Origin of the sequence: Erythrobacter sp. WG (assembly GCF_026586795.1) — a bacterium.
GTDB lineage: Bacteria > Pseudomonadota > Alphaproteobacteria > Sphingomonadales > Sphingomonadaceae > Erythrobacter.
In genome coordinates this window covers 1-17,050 of record NZ_JAPFGY010000034.1, presented here as the reverse complement: position 1 = coordinate 17,050, position 17,050 = coordinate 1, and the positions used below count along the sequence as shown (strand labels likewise).

The window sequence follows — 17,050 nt, the reverse complement described above, 5'->3', positions numbered from 1 at the left end:
CGTGTCTCGACTTCGCTCGACCCGAACGGAATGCGGCGTGACAACGCTCGCTTCCGACACCGCGATGATCCTCGCGGCCGGGCTCGGCAAGCGGATGCGGCCCTTGACCGCCAGCCAGCCCAAGCCGCTGGTGCGCGTGGCGGGCAAGGCGCTGATCGACCACGCGCTCGACCGGCTCGCCGAGGCGGGGATCGCGAAGGCCGTGGTCAACGTCCACTACCTTGCCGACGCGCTGGAAGCCCATGTGCTCGCGCGCCAAGCGCCGAAGGTCACCGTTTCCGACGAGCGCGCGCTGCTGCTCGAAACCGGCGGGGGGATGGCAAAGGCCCTGCCGCAGCTGCCTGACCCCTTCTTCGCCCTCAATGCCGACAACATCTGGCTCGACGGGCCGAGGAACGCCTTCCATGACCTGTCGCGCCGCTGGGACCCCGAGGCGATGGACGCGCTGCTGCTGGTGGTGCCGCACGCCCGCGCGGAGAACTTTCGCGGGCCGGGCGATTTCCACATGGACCCGCAAGGCCGCCTCGCGCGCCGCCGCGACGGACGGATCGCGCCCTTCATCTTCACCGGCATCCAGCTCGTCAGCCACCGCCTCCTGCGCGGCGCGCCGGACGGGCCGTTCTCGACCAACATCCTGTGGGATCGGGCGATGGCGGAGGGGCGGCTCTACGGCCTCGTCTTCACGGGCCTGTGGTTCGAGGTCGGCACGCCGCAGGCGATCCGCCCCACCGAGGAGGCGCTGACGGGTGGCTGAGCCGAGCCGCATCGGCCCCCGCGTCTATTCGATCGCCGCGCACCGTGGCTTTGCCGACGCGCTCGTGGCAGGGCTCGTGCCGCGCTACCGGGAGGAGGGCCTGGGCCTAGCGCGCCTGACCCTGCTGGTCCCCTCGAGCCGCGCTGCCCGGACGCTTTCCGAAGCCTTCATCCGCCATGCCGGTCAGACTGGCGAGGGCGGGTTGCTGATGCCGCGGATGGTCGCGGTCGGCGACCTCGACCTCGACGAGAAGCTGGGCGCAGCGCTCGATCCGCTGGGCGCCGCCGAAATTCCACCGGCGTGCGATCCGGTGCGGCGCTGGCTTGCGCTCGATCGCCTGATCGCCGAGGAGCGCGCGGCAGAGGGCATGGCTCCGCTGCCCGGGCGCGCGCGGCTCAACCTGGCGCGCGAGATGGCGCGCACCATCGACCGGCTGCTGGTGGAGGACAAGGCGGTCGCCGATCTGTGGGAGAGCGACGCGGTGCTCGATTCGGTCGCCGGGCTCGCCGAGCACTGGAAGCGCTCCGTCCGCCTCTTCGCGCGCGTCCATGTCCGCTGGCAGGCCGAGCTCGAGAGCCGCGGCGAGGTCGATGCGGCGTCGCGTCGCAACCTGCTGTTCGCCCACGCCGCACGGCGCTGGAAGGAGACTCCGCCGCCCCGCCCGATCGTCGCCGCCGGGGTGACCAGCGCCGCGCCCGCGCTGGCGCGGCTGCTGCGGGTGATCGCCGATCTGCCCGATGGCGCGGTGGTGCTGCCCGATCTCGACCTGGCGATGGACACGGCCGCCTGGGAGGAGTTGGGGCTCGCAGGCGCGCCGGCCGCGCCGGGCGGTCCGGTGTTCGGTGCGGACGATGCCCTGAGCCATCCGCAATATCACCTCAAGCTGTTGCTCAACCGGATGGGGGTGAACCGCGCCGAGGTGCGCACCTGGCACCGCCGCGGGATCGCCGCCGCCGCGCCCGCGCGCAGCCGCGCGATTTCCTCGCTGTTCCTGCCCCCGCAGGCGAGCCGCGCGTGGAGCACGCTCGAGGCGAAGGATCGGCGGCTCGACGGGGTGCGCCTGATGACGAGCGCCAGCATCGAGGAAGAGGCCCAGGCCATCGCCATGGTGGTGCGCCAGGCGCTGGCGCAGCCGGAGCAGCGCATCGCCGTCGTCACCGCCGATCGCGGCCTTGCGCGGCGCGTCGCGCAGCATCTGGAGCGCTGGAACATCGCCGCCGACGATTCCGCCGGGCGGCCGCTGGCGCTCACGCCGGCCGGGCGTCTGTTCGGACTGCTCGCCGAGATCGCGGCGAGCGGTCCCGATCCCGCGCGCCTTGTCGCGGCCTTCGCCCATCCGCTGGTGCGCGGGTGGGACGAGGGGGTGCGGGCAGACTGGCTGCGCGGGGTGAGGGCCTTCGACCGGGCGCTGCGCGGCCCGGCGCTCGCCCCCGGCATGGAGCCCTTGCGCAAGGTCGCCGCGAAGGCCGGGGTCGCCCGCTGGTGGGAAGAGGCCGAAGCGCTCGTCGTGCCGCTTGCCGATTGGCCGCGCGAGATTGCGCTGGCCGGCGCGCTGGCGCGGCTTTCCGAGACTGCCGAGGCCTTCGCCCGCGCCGCCGCATGGGAGCGTGAAGACGGGCGCGCGCTCGGCCAGATGGTCGAGGAGCTGCGCGGGACCGCCGAGGCGCTGGGCACGATGATCGAGACCGCCGACTGTGCCGGCGCGCTGCGCGATGCGATGGAGGCCGTCGCCGTGCGCCCCGGCTATGGCGGGCACCCGCGCGTGGCCATCTACGGCTTGCTCGAGGCGCGCATGGCCAGGGCCGATCTCGTCATCTGCGGGGGATTGAACGAGGGGAGCTGGCCGCAGCCCCCCGCCGCCGACGCCCTGCTCGCGCCCGCGATCCTGCGCGCGCTCGGCATTCCCGGCGCCGAGTTCCGGATCGGCCTTGCCGCCCACGATCTGGCGGGCGCGATGGGCGCGCCCTCGGTGCTGCTCAGCCGCTCCTTGCGCGACGCGGCAGGGCCGACGCTGCCCTCGCGCTTCCTGCTGCGCGTCGAGGCGCTGCTCGGCGATGATCTCGACCGCGAGCACCGCGAACGGGCGATCCCGCACCTGCTCCCACACCTCGACCGCCAGCGCCCGCCAGCACCGCCGTATCCGCGCCCCGCGCCCGATCCCTCGCCGCGCCTGCGCAAGGTGCCGATCAAGGTCACCGCGCTCGATCGGTTGCTGGGCGATCCCTACCAGTTCTACGCGCAGGCGATCCTGGGCCTGCGCAAGCTCGACCCGCTGGCGAATGATCCCTTCAGCGATCCCGCCCTGCGCGGCACGCTGGTCCATGACATCCTCGACAGCTGGCACCGGGCGCGGGCGGCGGACCCGCAGCTTGCCATCGCCCCCTTCGCCGCCGCGCATTTCGAGCGCGAGCGTGTCCACCCGCTGTTCCGCGCGCTGTGGCAGCCGCGCCTCATTGCCGCGCTCGAGCGTTTCGAGGAATGGATCGCTGCGGACGCGGCCGAGGGGCGCAAGATCCTCGCCAGCGAGATCGACGGCACGATGACCTACCTTGGCGTCGAGGTGTCGGGGCGGGCGGACCGGATCGACCGGCTCGCCGATGGAACTCTCGCTATCGTCGACTACAAGACGGGCCGCGTGCCGTCCAAGGCCGAGGTGGAGGCGGGCTACGCGCTCCAGCTCGGCCTCCTTGGCCTGATCGCCGCGCGGGGGGCCTTCACCGACCGGAAAACCGCCGCGGTGGTCACCGGCGAAGCTGGTGCCTTCGAATACTGGTCCTTCAAGCGCGACGACGACGGCTTCGGCAAACGGGAGATCCCGATGAAGCTCGGCTCTCGCCAGCAGGGCCTGACCCCGGAGCAATTCCTGCCGCATCACGAGGCGAAGCTCGCCGAGGCGATCGAAGACTATATCCAGGGCCGCGAACCCTTCCTCGCCCGCGCCAACCCCGACTACAAGGGCTATACCGATTACGACCAGCTGATGCGGCTCGAGGAATGGCTGGTGCGCCTGTCGGAGAAGGAGCCGCGCGCATGAGCGGCCGCGTCTTCCCGCTGGCCGGCAACCAGCTTCTGGCCGCCAATCCGGAAGACAATGTCTGGCTGTCCGCCTCGGCGGGGACGGGCAAGACGCAGGTGCTCTCCGCGCGCGTGCTGAGGCTGCTGCTGCGCGAGGACGTGAGCCCCTCGCAGATCCTGTGCCTCACCTTCACCAAGGCGGGCGCGGCCGAGATGGCGAACCGCATCAACGCGGTGCTCGCGCGCTGGGTGCGATTGCCCGACACCAGGCTGTTCGAGGAACTCGGCCACCTTGGTGCACCCCAAGATCCCGCCACCCGCGAGCGCGCCCGCACGCTGTTCGCCAGCGTCCTCGATTGTCCGGGCGGCGGGCTCAGGATCGACACGATCCACGCCTTCGCGCAATTCCTGATCGGCAACTTCCCGGAAGAGGCGGGCCTTGCGCCCGGCACGCGGGTGATGGACGATCGCAGCCGCGAGATGCTCGCCCGCGAGGTGCTCACCGATCTCTTCGAGGAAGCCGAGCGGACGGGCGATGCGCGCGTGCTGGACGGCATCCGGCTGTTCACCACGCGCAAGGACCCTGGCGCGCTCCACGCCTGGCTGATGCGCGCCGCCGATGCGCACGAGATGTGGGAGGGGCCGGGGAGCTGGCAATCGCCGATGGCCGCGCGGGTGCGCCAGACGCTCGGGATGCCGGCCGATGCGGGCGAGACGTGGCCGAACGAGATACTGCACCCCGATCTCTTCCCCGACGATACCCTGATGTCGCTCCTTCCCGCGCTCGACGGGTGGAAGGCCAAGACCGGGCAGGAGGCGGCGGCATTCGTGCGCCAATGGCTCGCCTCGGACCTTGCAGGCCGGATCGCTGCGGTGGGCCAGTTCCGCAAGACCATCCTCAAGGCCGACGGCACCCCACGCAAGATGGACGGCGCGGCCAAATTCGATGCCGACTTCGTCCGCCATCAGGAAGACATCGCCGAAGCGCTCGCGGCCTACGACGAGCGCCGCGCCTTGCTGGCCTGCGCCGAAATCGTCACCTCCGCGCTCGAGATCGGCCGCGCCTTCGCGGTGAAGTGGGAGGCGAAGAAAGCGCAGGAAGGCCTGCTCGATTTTGGCGACCTGATCCGCAAGGCCGCGGCCTTGCTTGGCGATGCGGAAGCTGCCGACTGGATCCGCTACAAGCTCGACCGGCATTTCGACCATATCCTGATCGACGAGGCGCAGGACACCAACCAGAGCCAGTGGGACATCGTCGAGGCGCTGATCGACGATTTCTTCGCGGGTGAGGGCGCGCGCGGCGACCGCTTGCGCACGATCTTCACCGTGGGGGACTACAAGCAGGCGATCTTCGGCTTCCAGGGCACGAGTCCGGAGAACTTCGCGCGCGCCAAGGCCCGGGTCGAGGCGCGCATCGCCGCCGCGCGGCAGGGAATTGCCGCCAGCCGCACCAACCTGCGCGCGCCGGGCTGGCAGGATCTCGACCTCGGCCAGTCCTTCCGGACCGCGAACGTGGTGCTCGATTTCGTCAACCGGATGATCGAACTGCTCGGCTTTAGCGCCTTCGGGCTCGACCGCGCGCCGGCCCCGCACGAAGGCGACAAGCGGCCCGGGCTCGTCACGCTGTGGCCGCCGGTGGTGCCCGAAGAGGAAGAGGCGGGGGACGAAGAAGCCGACGAGGCAGGGGACGGCGAGCAGGACTGGCTGCCGCGCCACGACACCCTCCTTGCCGAGCGGATCGCCGAGCAGGTGCGGCGCTGGGTGAGCGGCGCGGAGCCATTCGTGCTCGCCAAGGGCACCTGCCGGCACGCCGCTGCGGGGGACATCATGGTGCTGGTGCGCCAGAGGAAGGAGCTCGCCGCGCAAATCGTCGCCAAGCTGCACGCGCGCGGGGTGCCGGTGGCCGGTGTCGACCGGCTGCGCCTGGGCGCGCCGCTGGCGGTGAAGGACGTGCTGGCGGCGCTGCGCTTCGCCGCGCAGCCGCAGGACGACCTGGCGCTTGCCAACCTGCTCGCCTCGCCGCTTGGCGGGTGGACGCAGCAGGACATCCTCGAACACGTGCCGCGGCCGGATCGGGTGCGGCTGTGGGACCACCTTCGCCGCCCCGATGCGCCGCCACTCGTCCAAGACACCGCCGGGCGGCTGCGCGAGCTGCTGCGCCGCGCCGATTACCAGACCCCGCAGGCGCTGATCGCCTGGCTGCTGACCGGCCCGTGGCAGGGCCGCGCGAAGCTGATCGCCCGGTTGGGGGCCGAGGCCAACGATCCGCTCGACGAGCTCATCAACGCCGCTTTCGCCTACGAGGCCGAGCACTGGCCGAGCCTGGCGGGCTTCATCGCCTGGTTCGATGCCGGGACCGGCGACCTGAAGCGCGATTCCGACAGCGCGAGCGGGCAGGTGCGGGTGATGACGGTGCATGGCTCCAAGGGCCTGCAGGCGCCGATCGTGATTCTGGCCGACGCGACCGGCGCGCCGGGCGATCCGGGCGCCCTGACGCTCGAGGACAATCCGCTGGGCGACGTGATGGCACGCAAGCGCGAGGTGCCGCTGCCCCCGCTCGGCAAGGACGAGAAGAAGGGCCGGGTGCTGGAGGCCGAGGAGGCGAAGAAGCGCGCCGCGATGCAGGAGCACTGGCGGCTGCTCTACGTGGCCCTGACCCGCGCCGAGGAGGCGCTGTTCGTCGGAGGCTCGCTGGGCAAGCGCGAGGCGAAGGAGCGGCTGCCGCATCCGGACAGCTGGTATGCGCGCCTCGCCCCATTGTTCGAGGGCGATGCAATTGCCGATCCGATCTGGACCTGGCGCAAGGAGTGGGGCGAACGGGCCGAACCGCTGGTGCCGGGGGACGATGCGCCATCGGCACGGGAAGAGATCGTGCTTCCCCCCTGGGCGCTGACCCCCGTCGGTGAGGAGCCGCGCCCGCCGCGCCCGCTGGCGCCCTCGGCGGCGGGCGAGGACAGGGGCGGCGAGCCGCCGCTTCCCCCTGAAGCCGCCCGCCACGCCGCGCGCCGGGGAAGCCTGATCCATGCCCTGCTCGAGCGACTGCCCGATGTGCCGGCTACCGAACGCGGGGCGGCGGCGCGGCGCTGGCTTGCGCGGCAGGCTGGCGATCTCGAGGAGGGCCTGCGGGAGGAAATCCTCGCCGCGGCGCTCGGGGTGCTCGAACACCCGGACTTCGCGGCGATCTTCTCGGGCGAGGCGCTCGCCGAAGTGCCGCTCGCCGCAACGGTGGAGGGCGTCGTGGTGGCGGGCACCGCCGACCGGCTCCTGATCGCGCCGGATGCCGTCACGGTCCTCGATTTCAAGACCACCCGCCGGCCGCCGGCGTGCGTCGACGAGATCCCGCTCGCGACCCTCAAGCAGATGGCGGCCTATGTCGCCGCGCTCGAGGCGATCTACCCCGGCCGCACCGTGCGCGCCGGGGTGCTCTACACCCACGCTCCCCTGCTGCTGGACCTCCCGAAGCCGCTGCTCGATGCCCACAAGCCCGCCTTGCAGGCTCCGCAGCAATCCTTGCCGCTCCCGCATATTGAGTGAATAGGCGGCCGCACTACATTGCATTCGCGTGACCGGCGCCCCTATGCTCGCCGGCGAAAAGGAGATACACAATGGCGACCGTCAACGTGACCGATGCGAGCTTCGCGGCCGATGTGCTGGAGAGCGACACCCCCGTGCTGGTCGATTTCTGGGCCGACTGGTGCGGCCCCTGCAAGATGATCGCTCCCGCGCTCGAGGAGATCAGCGAGGAACTCGCCGGCAAGGTGACGATCGCCAAGATGGACATCATGGAGAACACCGACACGCCCTCGCAGCTGGGCGTGCAGTCGATCCCGCTGATGGTGCTCTACAAGAACGGTCAGCCGGTCGCGCAGAAGCTCGGCGCGGCGCCCAAGGGCGCGCTGAAGGCCTGGCTCGAAAGCGAGCTCTGAGGCGTCACGCCAGCACCCGGGCGACGAATTCGTCCCAGATCGCCGGGCTCGACGCGCCGACCAGTTCCGGCGCGTCGTGCTGGTCGACACGGTAGGCGCTGCCGTCGATGCGCGCCGCCTTGCCGCCTGCCTCGTTGAGCCACAGCACGCCAGCGGCGTGGTCCCAGGCGAGGGTGCGCTTGAAGCTCGACACGTCGTTCTCGCCCAGTGCGAGACGCGGGTATTGCTCAGCGGCGCAGCGCGGAATGTCGGTAAGCGCATAGTGCGGCGCGAGCTTCGCATCGACCTCGGCGGATTCTTTTGCCGAGAGGAAGATGCGGCTGATCGCGGCAACGGGCGGGTGGCTCCCGGTGGTCCGCGCGGCGATGCGCTCGCCGTTCACGAAGGCGCCTTCGCCGCGCCGGGCGTGGCAGAAGCGGTCCTGGTTGGGGTCATAGATCCACCCCGCCACCGCCTCGCCGGCATCGGCGAGCGCGACGATGATCCCGAACGGCTCCTTGCCCTCGGCGAAGTTGGCGGTGCCGTCGAGCGGGTCGACGATCCAGCACGGGCCCGCAAGGTGATCGAGCACGCGCTTGTCGGCGGCGACCGCTTCCTCGCCCACCACCGCGACGCCGGGGGCGAGCTTCGTCAGCGCCTCGGTGAGAAAGGCCTCGATCTCGCGGTCGACGATGGTGACGGGGTCGTCCTTGCCCTTCATTGCGACTTCGCCCGCAGCAAGGTTGCGGAAGCGCGGCAGCATCGATTTTTGCGCGGCGAAGCGCAGCAGGTCGCGGATTTCGTCGTCGAGTGCGCTCACGAGCGGTAGTCCGCGTTGATCGCGATGTAGCCGTGGGTGAGGTCGCAGGTCCACACGGTGGCGCGCCCTTCGCCGAGCCCGAGGTCGACCGCGATGTCGATTTCCTCGCCTTTGAGGTGGGCTGCGACGGGCGTCTCGTCGTAACCCTCCACCGGAAGCCCGTCTCGCGCCGTCCAGATGCCGCCGAAGGCGATCGAGAGCTTGTCGCGGTCGGCCGGTTCGCCCGCCTTGCCCACCGCCATGACGACGCGGCCCCAGTTGGCGTCCTCGCCCGCGATCGCGGTCTTGACCAGCGGCGAGTTGGCGATGGCGAGGCCGATGCGGCGGGCGCTGTCGTCGCTCACCGCGCCGCTCACGCGGATGGTGACGAATTTGCGCGCGCCCTCACCGTCGCGCACCACCAGCTGCGCAAGCTCGCGGCACACATCGGCGAGCGCCGCGCCGAAGGCATCCGCGCCGGGGCTGTCCCAGCTTTCGATCCGCGCGTTGCCGGCCTTGCCGGTGGCGAAGACCATCACGGTGTCGCTGGTCGAGGTGTCCCCGTCGACGGTGATGCAGGAGAAGGTCACAGCGTTGGCGCGCTCGAGCGCCTCCTGGAGAAAGGCCGGCGCAACGTCGGCGTCGGTGAAGATATAGCCGAGCATCGTCGCCATGTCGGGCGCGATCATGCCCGAGCCCTTGATGATGCCCGCCAGCTCCACGCGGGTGCCACCGATCATCGCGGATGCGCCCGCGCCTTTGGGATAAGTGTCGGTGGTGCCGATCGCGTTCGCCGCATCCTCCCAGCCGCAGGGCTCCGCCGTCAGCGCGGCGGCGATCCCCGCTTGCGCCTTGTCGACCGGGAGGGGCACGCCGATGACGCCGGTGGAGGAGACGAACACCTCGTCGAACGCGCAGGCGAGCGCCTCGGATACCTGCGCCCTGATTGCTTCCACCGCAGCCCGGCCGCGCCAGCCGGTGAAGGCGTTGGAGTTGCCCGCGTTAACGATCAGTGCCCGCGCGCGACCCTGCTTCACCGCCTCTCGGCCGAGTTCCACCTCCGATGAGGCGCAGGCGCTCTTCGTGAACACGCCGGCGACGCTGGTGCCTTCGGCCAGCTCGGCAAATGTCAGGTCGCAGCGGTCCCATGTCTTGTAGCGCGCCTTTGCGATGCGCAGGGTGACGCCGGCAATCGGCGGCAAGGCGGGGAAGGGCCGGGCGAGGGGCGAAGGGTCGATCTGCATGGGGCCGAGCCTCTAGGACGCGCTCGTGCGCAGGTAAATCGGCAATTCGGGTGGACGAAACCTGCAGGATTTCCTATTTACGGGGATCATGACCCGGCGTTTCCTCGCATTTTTGGCTCTGCTGACCGGCCTTGTCGCTTTCGGCGGCACAGCACAGGCGTCGCTGGCCGAGGCGTTGGCCTGCGGTCCCGCCATCGCTGCAAGCGCGCGGGACGACAGCGGCGCAGGCGAGCATGGGGTGGCCCAGGCGGTGCCCGCGACGATCAGCGCGACCCGCGCGGTCGAGCCGCCGCCGCCGGCCCCGCACGTCCCGCAGGCGCTGCGCCTGCCGGTCCTGATGGGGGTCGAGCGCGCCCTCGAATAGGCGCGCTGCGGCATTCCTCACCCCGTGTTTTCGCGCGCCGCGGCTCAAGCTGTCCGTGCGCGCCGCCCCCACAAGCTGAAGCGGCGCCTCCCGAGGAGGCCAGCCCCCTGCATCGAAGGTTCCGACACCCATGCTCAATTCCATCGCCAAATCTCTGTTCGGCTCGGCCAACGACCGCTACATCAAGGCCGCGCGCAAGATCGTTGCCCAGATCAACGCCCTTGAACCGCAGATCCAGGCGCTCTCCGACGAGGAGCTCCAGGGCCAGACCGCCAAGCTGCGCGGGCTGATCGACGGCGGTGCCAAGCTCGACGACATCCTGCCCGAAGCCTTCGCCACGGTGCGCGAGGCATCGGTGCGCGTCTTCGGGATGCGCCATTTCGATGTCCAGCTGATCGGCGGCCTCGTGCTCCACCGCGGCGAGATCGCGGAAATGCGCACCGGCGAGGGCAAGACCCTGATGGCGACGCTCGCCGTCTATCTCAACGCGCTCGAGGGCAAGGGCGTCCACGTCGTCACCGTCAACGACTACCTCGCCCGGCGCGACGCGGCCGAGATGGGCCGGCTATACAACTGGCTCGGCCTCAGCGTGGGCGTGATCGTCCCCGGGATGCCCGAGGAATACAAGCGCGACGCCTACAACGCCGATATCACCTACGGCACCAACAACGAATTCGGCTTCGACTATCTGCGCGACAACATGAAGCACGAACGCAGCCAGATGGCGCAGCGGCCCTTCAACTTCGCGATCGTCGACGAGGTGGACTCGATCCTCATCGACGAGGCGCGCACCCCGCTGATCATCTCGGGGCCGACCGAGGACAAGTCGGATCTCTACGTCGCGCTCGATGCGGTGGCGAAGGAGATCCCGGCCGAGTGGCTCGACATCGACGAGAAAGTGAAGCGCGTGCAGCTCACCGAGGAGGGCCTCGAGCAGGTCGAGCAGATGCTGCTCGAGAAGGGCCTGCTCGCCACCCCCAACCTCTACGACGTCGAGAACACCCAGGTCGTCCACCACCTCGATCAGGCGCTGGTCGCGGTCTTCGCCCGCAAGCGCGACACCGACTACATCGTCAAGGACGACAAGGTCATCATCATCGACGAGTTCACCGGCCGCATGATGGACGGGCGCCGCTGGTCGAACGGCCTCCACCAGGCGGTCGAGGCCAAGGAGGGCGTGCGGATCGAGCCCGAGAACCAGACGCTCGCCTCGATCACCTTCCAGAACTATTTCCGCATGTATCCCAAGCTCTCCGGCATGACCGGTACCGCCGCGACCGAGGCGGCCGAATTCTGGGACATCTACAAGGTGGGCGTGGTCGAGATCCCGACCAACCTTCCGGTCGCCCGCATCGATGAGGAAGACGAGTTCTACAAGAACACCGCCGACAAGTTCGGCGCCATCGCCAAGGCGATCAAGGAAAAGCAGGAGATCGGCCAGCCGGTGCTGGTGGGCACGGTGTCGATCGAGAAGTCCGAATTGCTCAGCCAGTATCTCGACAAGGAGGGCGTGAAGCACGCCGTCCTCAACGCCCGCTTCCACGAACAGGAAGCGCATATCGTCGCGCAGGCGGGCCGTTATGGCGCGGTGACCATCGCCACCAACATGGCCGGTCGCGGGACCGACATCCAGCTTGGCGGCAATGTCGAGTTCCGGATCAATGACGAGCTCGCCGACATGCCGGAGGGGCCGGAGCGCGATGCCGCCATTGCCCGCATCCGCGCCGAAGTCGCCGAGGAGAAGGAGCGGGTGAAGGCCGCCGGGGGCCTGTTCGTGCTCGGCACCGAGCGCCACGAAAGCCGCCGCATCGACAACCAGCTGCGCGGCCGTTCCGGCCGGCAGGGCGACCCGGGTCTGTCGCGCTTCTACCTGTGCCTCGAGGATGACCTGCTGCGCATCTTCGGCCCCGACACGCTGTTCGCCAAGATGATGAATTCGAACCTCGCCGATGGCGAGGCGATCGGGTCCAAGTGGCTGTCCAAGGCCATCGAGACCGCGCAGAAGAAGGTCGAGGCGCGCAACTACGATATGCGCAAGCAGGTCGTCGAATACGACGACGTGATGAACGACCAGCGCAAGGTGGTCTACGAGCAGCGCTCCGAGATCATGGACAGCGAGACGGTCGACGACGTGGTGCTCGATATGCGCCACGACACGATCAACGCGATGGTCGGCGCCGCGTGCCCGCCGGGCTCCTACCCCGAACAGTGGGACATCGAAGGTCTCAAGGCGCGCATCGAGGAGGTGTTCGGCCTCCAGCCGCCGCTCGACGCCTGGCTCGCCGAGGATCAGGTCGAGCCCGAGATCCTCGAGGAGAAGCTGCGTGCGCTCACCGACGGGATGATGGAGGAGAAGATGTCCTCCTCTGACACCAACATCTGGCGGATCGTCGAGAAGGACGTGCTGCTGCGCCAGCTCGACCATCACTGGAAGGAGCACCTTTCCACCCTCGATGCGCTGCGGCAGGTGATCTGGATGCGCGGCATAGCGCAGAAGCAGCCAATCAACGAATACAAGCGCGAGGCTTTCGGCCTGTTCGAGACGATGCTCGACACGCTGCGCGAGGAGGTCACCAAGATCCTGTTCCGCGCCGAACTGCGCTTCGAACAGCCGCCGGTGCAGCAGCTGCCCGAGCTCCCCGATTTCCTCACCGGCCATATCGACCCGCTCACCGGGCTCGAGAATTCGGGTGACGGCGACGGGTCGGAGACGCGGCCCGAACTGTTCGGCTCGCTCGCCGGCGCGCCGATGGCGGAGGTCGGCCCTGGCGGTGCCGAAGCGGGCACCGATCCCTATGCCCATCTCGGTCTCAGCCGCAACGCGCTGTGCCCGTGCGGCAGCGGCAAGAAATACAAGCACTGCCACGGGGCGCTCTCGGCGCGCGCGCTGGTCTAGTCGCTCGGCGGGGTTGACGCGATGATGATCGGGGCGGTCCCGGCGCTGCTGGCGCTCGCCTTCCTCGTCACCGCGCTGCTTTATGCCAGCGTCGGCTTCGGGGGCGGGTCGACCTATTCGGCGCTGCTCGCGCTGTCGGGGCTCGATTACCGCCTGCTGCCGCTGATCAGCCTCGCTTGCAACATCGTGGTGGTGAGCGGATCGAGCATCCGCTTCGCGCGTGCCGGGCTCACCCCCTGGAAAAAGGCGCTGGTGATTGTCGCCCTAGGCGCACCGGCGAGCTTTGCGGGCGGGCTGACGCCGATCAAGGAGGCGACCTTCCTCACCCTCCTGGGGGCGAGCCTCGTGCTGACCGCGCTCACCATGCTGATCCCGGTGCGCGAGAATGCGGACGGGGCGCCCTCGCGCGCGGCCCGGCTGATGCCGCTCGCCGCGGCACCCTTGGGCTACTTCGCCGGGTTGGTGGGGATCGGCGGAGGCATCTTTCTCGCCCCGCTCCTGCACCTGGCGCGCTGGCACGAGGCGCGCGGGATCGCCGCGACCGCCAGCCTCTTCATCCTCGTCAATTCGCTGTTCGGCCTTGCCGGGCAGATGCTCAAGAACGGGCCCGACCTGTTCGGGCAGGCGCTGGGATCGGCCCTGCCGCTGCTCGTTGCCGTGGTGATCGGCGGCCAGATCGGGAGCCTCCTCGCCGCGCGGCTCCTGCCGCCGCGGTGGATCCGCTGGCTGACGGCGCTGCTCGTCGCGGTGGTCGGGGTGCGGCTGCTCGTCGGGCTCTAGGCGCCTGTCGACACCGCCCGGCTGCGCAGCATGAGCGCGGCGAACAGGGTTGCGGTAAAGGCCGCGTAGGCGATCAGCAGGTTGGGGAGCAGCAACGGCACCCCGGTGAACAGCATCGCGTCATTGCCGCCCGGCACCAGCGTCGCGCCCACGCCCATGAGCAATCCGCCGGCGAACGCCCGGGCCCAGGCGCGGGGGCGGCCGATGGCCAGCCGGAATGCGCCACCGGTCAGCGCCGCGCTCACCATCCCGAAGACCAGCACCAGCAGGCCCAGCAGCGTCGCCGGAGCGGTCGTCATCCCGCTCTGCGCGATCTGCGCGATGCGGCTGGTGTAGACCCAGTTCCGGTCGAGCGCGAAGAGGAGGCCGGAGGCCGCGCCGACCACACTCATCGCGATCAGCGGCGACCAGCCCCCGCGCGGCGGCTTCCAGCCGATCCGCCGGTGGATGTATGTGCCTGCGGTTCCCACGAGGATGCCGCCCAGTGCCAGCGCCCAGCCGGGATGCGCGGTGAGCGGGGAGGCGAGGGGCCCGCGCACCGGCAGATGCAGCACCGCCTGCGACATTTCCGGACCCAGCACGAGCGCCGCCAGGAACATCGCCGCGATCGAGGCGATCCGCGGCACATCCCCGGCGGTCAGCGCCGCGAGCGTGCCCATCGCACAGTGTCCCGCGACGAGCGAGCCGAAGCCGAAGATCACGCCGCCCGCAACCGCAACGCCATCGGCAGGCGTGCCGAGGATCGTCTCGAACGGCCGCGCGCCGAGCCATTCAGCGAGACCCATCACCAGCATGGCCGAGCCCGCCGCGAGGGTGAAGCCTGCCAGGCGGTGCAGGCGCTTGCGCTCCATCACCTCGCGCACCGCACGCACCATGCACACCCCTGCGCGCTGGCTGGCATAGCCGATGAGGAACATGAGCAAGGCCGTGACAAGAGATGGCACGGTCTTCACGATGGACGAGTTGCCGGGGCAAGACAATCCTGCCGAAGGCGAGGTGCACGGGCCTCGCGCTGCGAGGACGGGCGAGGAGCCTTGCCGCGTGCGATCAGGTCGTGGGGACCGACTTCTGTCGCCTCGCGGAGCGAAGGAGGGCTCTCAGGACCTGCCCCTTGCTGCGCGCAGGGCGGGAAGAGACCCCCAACAAGTCCGATGTCGAGGTGGCGAGCAGGCACTTCTCCGCGTGCACGAAGCCATCCGACCACGACGCGTCCCGATCCCGGAACGTCCGGTCCGCTTCCCGTTCCAGGGTTGCCAGCATCGATTGCCGCACGCGCTGCGCGGCCCAGTCATAGTTGTGCAGGCGCATACTCGCGATCGCTTCGGCGGCGATGGTGCCCCATTCCCCTTCGGGCGCCTCCTTGAGCCGGGCCAGCAATTCGGCCGCGGCCAGGCGATCGACTTCCCAGGTTTCGGATGTGGTCATGCATCCTCTCGCCGTATTCGGCCTTGCAGGCCGCTCTGGCACAGAGGCTACATCAGGACCGGATGTCATGTCCACGCGATAAGATAAAGGCGTCGCAACGAGAAGACGCTCTCGGGCAGATTCAGCGCGCAAGCGCCTGTGCAGCATAGTCGAATGCGCGAGGATTGCGCGGTCATGGCCGCGCGGTCATCGAAGACCATCGGGCCGTCCGGCGGCATTCGTTCCGAGATATGCGAAGCGGCGTATCGGCAAGGATGGGCAGCCGATCGAAGCGACGTTTGAGGACGGGGCGGGCTCTTTCCTGAATCGCGTCCCAACCGGCGCGCTGCTGGAGGGTTGCCGGCTGGAGGCAGTGGCAGCCCGCTTGCGCTGCGAGAAATGCGGGCGCAAGCTGCGGTGCGCGGGACCGGGGCCCGGCGCTTGATCGATTCTGGCAAGACGTCGTACTTGACAGTCTCTCTGTCGACGATTCAGAGGCTTGCAGGTGCCACGATGGGAGCGTCATGGCTGGGTCACCCGTGCGCCGGAGAGCGGCTGGTCGATACGCAGCGTGCTCTGGCGAGAAGCATTGGCTAGGCGGTGTCATGTGTTTTTGTGACACCTGGCTTGAAACTTACAAGGTGCAGTTGATGACCAGTTCTTCGGACATATTGGTTGCCGAAATTGATCGTTTTCTCGAGATCCTCGAGAGTGCACAGGATGATCGAGAGCTTCGAGCTCTATTCGATACTTTCGAAGAGAAGTATGACTTGAACCTGCCGTCCGATCCGTTTTCCGACCATTATCGGGCCACGCAATTCGCTCTCTACGAAAGGCTTGCTGGGAAGCCCTATACCCCGGCTAACGAGGTAAGCGGTTTCGATGTTGCCGAAATGGCGATCAGCCCTTTCCCCTACCACCACCAGTCGAGCGATCTTGTTGGCGAGCAGCTCATGGCTATCGGCTATATCATCAAGGTCATGGCTTTGCCGCCGGGTGCTCGCATTCTCGAATTCGGGCCGGGCTGGGGCAACACTACGCTCGCGCTCGCCAAGATGGGATATCAAGTAACCGCAGTAGACATTGAAAAGAACTTCGTTGATCTAATTCGAAGAAGAGCAGAGATGGAGGGATTGAATATCGATGCGAGAGTGGGAGACTTCTCTCTAATTGATGCATTGGATGACCAATTTGATGCTGTTCTGTTCTTCGAATGCTTCCATCATGCCCAAGACCATATCAAGCTTATCTCCGCGTTCGATAGGGTCCTCAGGCCGGATGGGCTAGTCTGTTTCGCGGCTGAGCCAATTAACGAGACCTTCCCTCTCCCATGGGGTCTGCGCATGGATGGTCAATCAGTTTGGGCGATCCGAAAGAACGGATGGCTTGAGCTGGGCTTCAACCTCAAATATTTCTCTGAGGCCCTTCGGCGGAACGGTTTCATCTGTACACGACACAAGGGAGCTGATAGCCCCTTGTCTTCTGTTCTGCTTGCGCGGCGTAAGGCTGACTTTGAGCGGGTTCGTAAAGTCCTCAGATATCGTCACGCTGATGGGACGCTCTTTCATCAATGTGGGGTCATCAAAGGCGATAGCCTCGCGGTCTCGCCAGAAGATCGTGGTGTGGTCTCCTTTGGGCCATACGCACATCTTCCTTCTGGATCCTATGAACTAACGATTCGCTTCTCCAATATAGATATACCCGCTGACAGTCTTTCATGGGACATCGTTACGAACAAGGCGCGATGGTTCTTGATAGAGCCTGAGAGATTGAATGTGCCGTCTGATGGTGTGATCAAACAGACTGTTTCGCTGTATCCATCCGGTGAGGGCCGCGGCGTGAAGCGGTGAGACTGTCTATCGGTCGTCGAGGAATGCCTCTGGCCCCTC

12 protein-coding genes are annotated in these 17,050 nt (G+C 68.3%); 8 read left to right on the top strand and 4 right to left on the bottom strand.

From position 1 onward, the window contains the following. The first annotated feature begins 37 nt into the window (after positions 1–37). The 4 genes from OPU67_RS14405 to trxA all read left to right on the top strand — a co-directional run bounded on the left by OPU67_RS14405 (position 38) and on the right by trxA (position 7,695). Positions 38–754 (top strand): nucleotidyltransferase family protein, encoded by a 717-nt coding sequence (locus OPU67_RS14405; protein ID WP_267620846.1) that lies wholly within the window; start codon positions 38–40, stop codon positions 752–754. Further along, positions 747–3,788, top strand: a complete 3,042-nt coding sequence (addB, locus tag OPU67_RS14400) for a double-strand break repair protein AddB (protein ID WP_267620844.1) — start codon at positions 747–749, stop codon at positions 3,786–3,788. Before OPU67_RS14405 ends, addB begins: the two co-directional genes overlap by 8 nt. Continuing rightward, complete coding sequence (gene addA, locus OPU67_RS14395; protein WP_267620842.1) at positions 3,785–7,303, top strand: double-strand break repair helicase AddA; 3,519 nt, start codon at positions 3,785–3,787, stop codon at positions 7,301–7,303. The genes addB and addA overlap by 4 nt, the downstream gene beginning before the upstream one ends. Before the next feature lie 71 nt (positions 7,304–7,374). Next, positions 7,375–7,695 (top strand): thioredoxin, encoded by a 321-nt coding sequence (gene trxA, locus OPU67_RS14390; protein WP_267620840.1) that lies wholly within the window; start codon positions 7,375–7,377, stop codon positions 7,693–7,695. A 4-nt stretch (positions 7,696–7,699) separates the two neighbouring features. Here the strand turns inward: trxA and OPU67_RS14385 are convergent, their stop codons facing one another. Then, complete coding sequence (locus OPU67_RS14385; protein ID WP_267620838.1) at positions 7,700–8,494, bottom strand: inositol monophosphatase family protein; 795 nt, start codon at positions 8,492–8,494, stop codon at positions 7,700–7,702. Further along, entirely contained in the window at positions 8,491–9,717 is a 1,227-nt protein-coding gene (argJ, locus tag OPU67_RS14380) for a bifunctional glutamate N-acetyltransferase/amino-acid acetyltransferase ArgJ (protein ID WP_267620836.1), read from the bottom strand. Before argJ ends, OPU67_RS14385 begins: the two co-directional genes overlap by 4 nt. 88 nt (positions 9,718–9,805) lie before the next feature. On the opposite strand from argJ, the gene OPU67_RS14375 reads away from it, so the two are divergent. From OPU67_RS14375 to OPU67_RS14365, 3 genes are all read left to right on the top strand, one after another. After that, the gene (locus OPU67_RS14375; protein ID WP_267620834.1) at positions 9,806–10,081 is read left to right on the top strand and encodes a hypothetical protein; all 276 of its coding nucleotides are present in this window, start codon (positions 9,806–9,808) and stop codon (positions 10,079–10,081) included. Positions 10,082–10,211: 130 nt separating this feature from the next. Then, complete coding sequence (gene secA / locus OPU67_RS14370; protein ID WP_267620832.1) at positions 10,212–12,977, top strand: preprotein translocase subunit SecA; 2,766 nt, start codon at positions 10,212–10,214, stop codon at positions 12,975–12,977. Positions 12,978–13,001: 24 nt separating this feature from the next. Beyond that, on the top strand, positions 13,002–13,757 hold the full coding sequence (locus OPU67_RS14365; RefSeq protein WP_267620830.1) for a sulfite exporter TauE/SafE family protein: 756 nt from the start codon (positions 13,002–13,004) through the stop codon (positions 13,755–13,757). Here OPU67_RS14365 and OPU67_RS14360 read toward each other — a convergent pair. Beyond that, complete coding sequence (locus OPU67_RS14360; RefSeq protein ID WP_267620872.1) at positions 13,754–14,674, bottom strand: YeeE/YedE thiosulfate transporter family protein; 921 nt, start codon at positions 14,672–14,674, stop codon at positions 13,754–13,756. The genes OPU67_RS14365 and OPU67_RS14360 overlap by 4 nt on opposite strands. Positions 14,675–14,804: 130 nt before the next feature. After that, entirely contained in the window at positions 14,805–15,182 is a 378-nt protein-coding gene (locus OPU67_RS14355) for a hypothetical protein (RefSeq protein ID WP_267620828.1), read from the bottom strand. 629 nt (positions 15,183–15,811) lie between these two features. Here OPU67_RS14355 and OPU67_RS14350 point away from each other — a divergent pair. Further along, positions 15,812–17,011 (top strand): class I SAM-dependent methyltransferase, encoded by a 1,200-nt coding sequence (locus OPU67_RS14350; protein ID WP_267620826.1) that lies wholly within the window; start codon positions 15,812–15,814, stop codon positions 17,009–17,011. Positions 17,012–17,050 lie beyond the last annotated feature (39 nt).

Coding starts and splice junctions, on each gene's coding strand:
- addA (WP_267620842.1), top strand. CDS start 3,785: ATGAGCGGCCGCGTCTTCCCGCTGGCCGGCAACCAGCTTCTGGCCGCC.
- OPU67_RS14360 (WP_267620872.1), bottom strand. CDS start 14,674: ATGTTCCTCATCGGCTATGCCAGCCAGCGCGCAGGGGTGTGCATGGTG.
- OPU67_RS14365 (WP_267620830.1), top strand. CDS start 13,002: ATGATCGGGGCGGTCCCGGCGCTGCTGGCGCTCGCCTTCCTCGTCACC.
- OPU67_RS14350 (WP_267620826.1), top strand. CDS start 15,812: ATGACCAGTTCTTCGGACATATTGGTTGCCGAAATTGATCGTTTTCTC.
- argJ (WP_267620836.1), bottom strand. CDS start 9,717: ATGCAGATCGACCCTTCGCCCCTCGCCCGGCCCTTCCCCGCCTTGCCG.
- OPU67_RS14355 (WP_267620828.1), bottom strand. CDS start 15,182: ATGACCACATCCGAAACCTGGGAAGTCGATCGCCTGGCCGCGGCCGAA.
- OPU67_RS14375 (WP_267620834.1), top strand. CDS start 9,806: ATGACCCGGCGTTTCCTCGCATTTTTGGCTCTGCTGACCGGCCTTGTC.
- secA (WP_267620832.1), top strand. CDS start 10,212: ATGCTCAATTCCATCGCCAAATCTCTGTTCGGCTCGGCCAACGACCGC.
- trxA (WP_267620840.1), top strand. CDS start 7,375: ATGGCGACCGTCAACGTGACCGATGCGAGCTTCGCGGCCGATGTGCTG.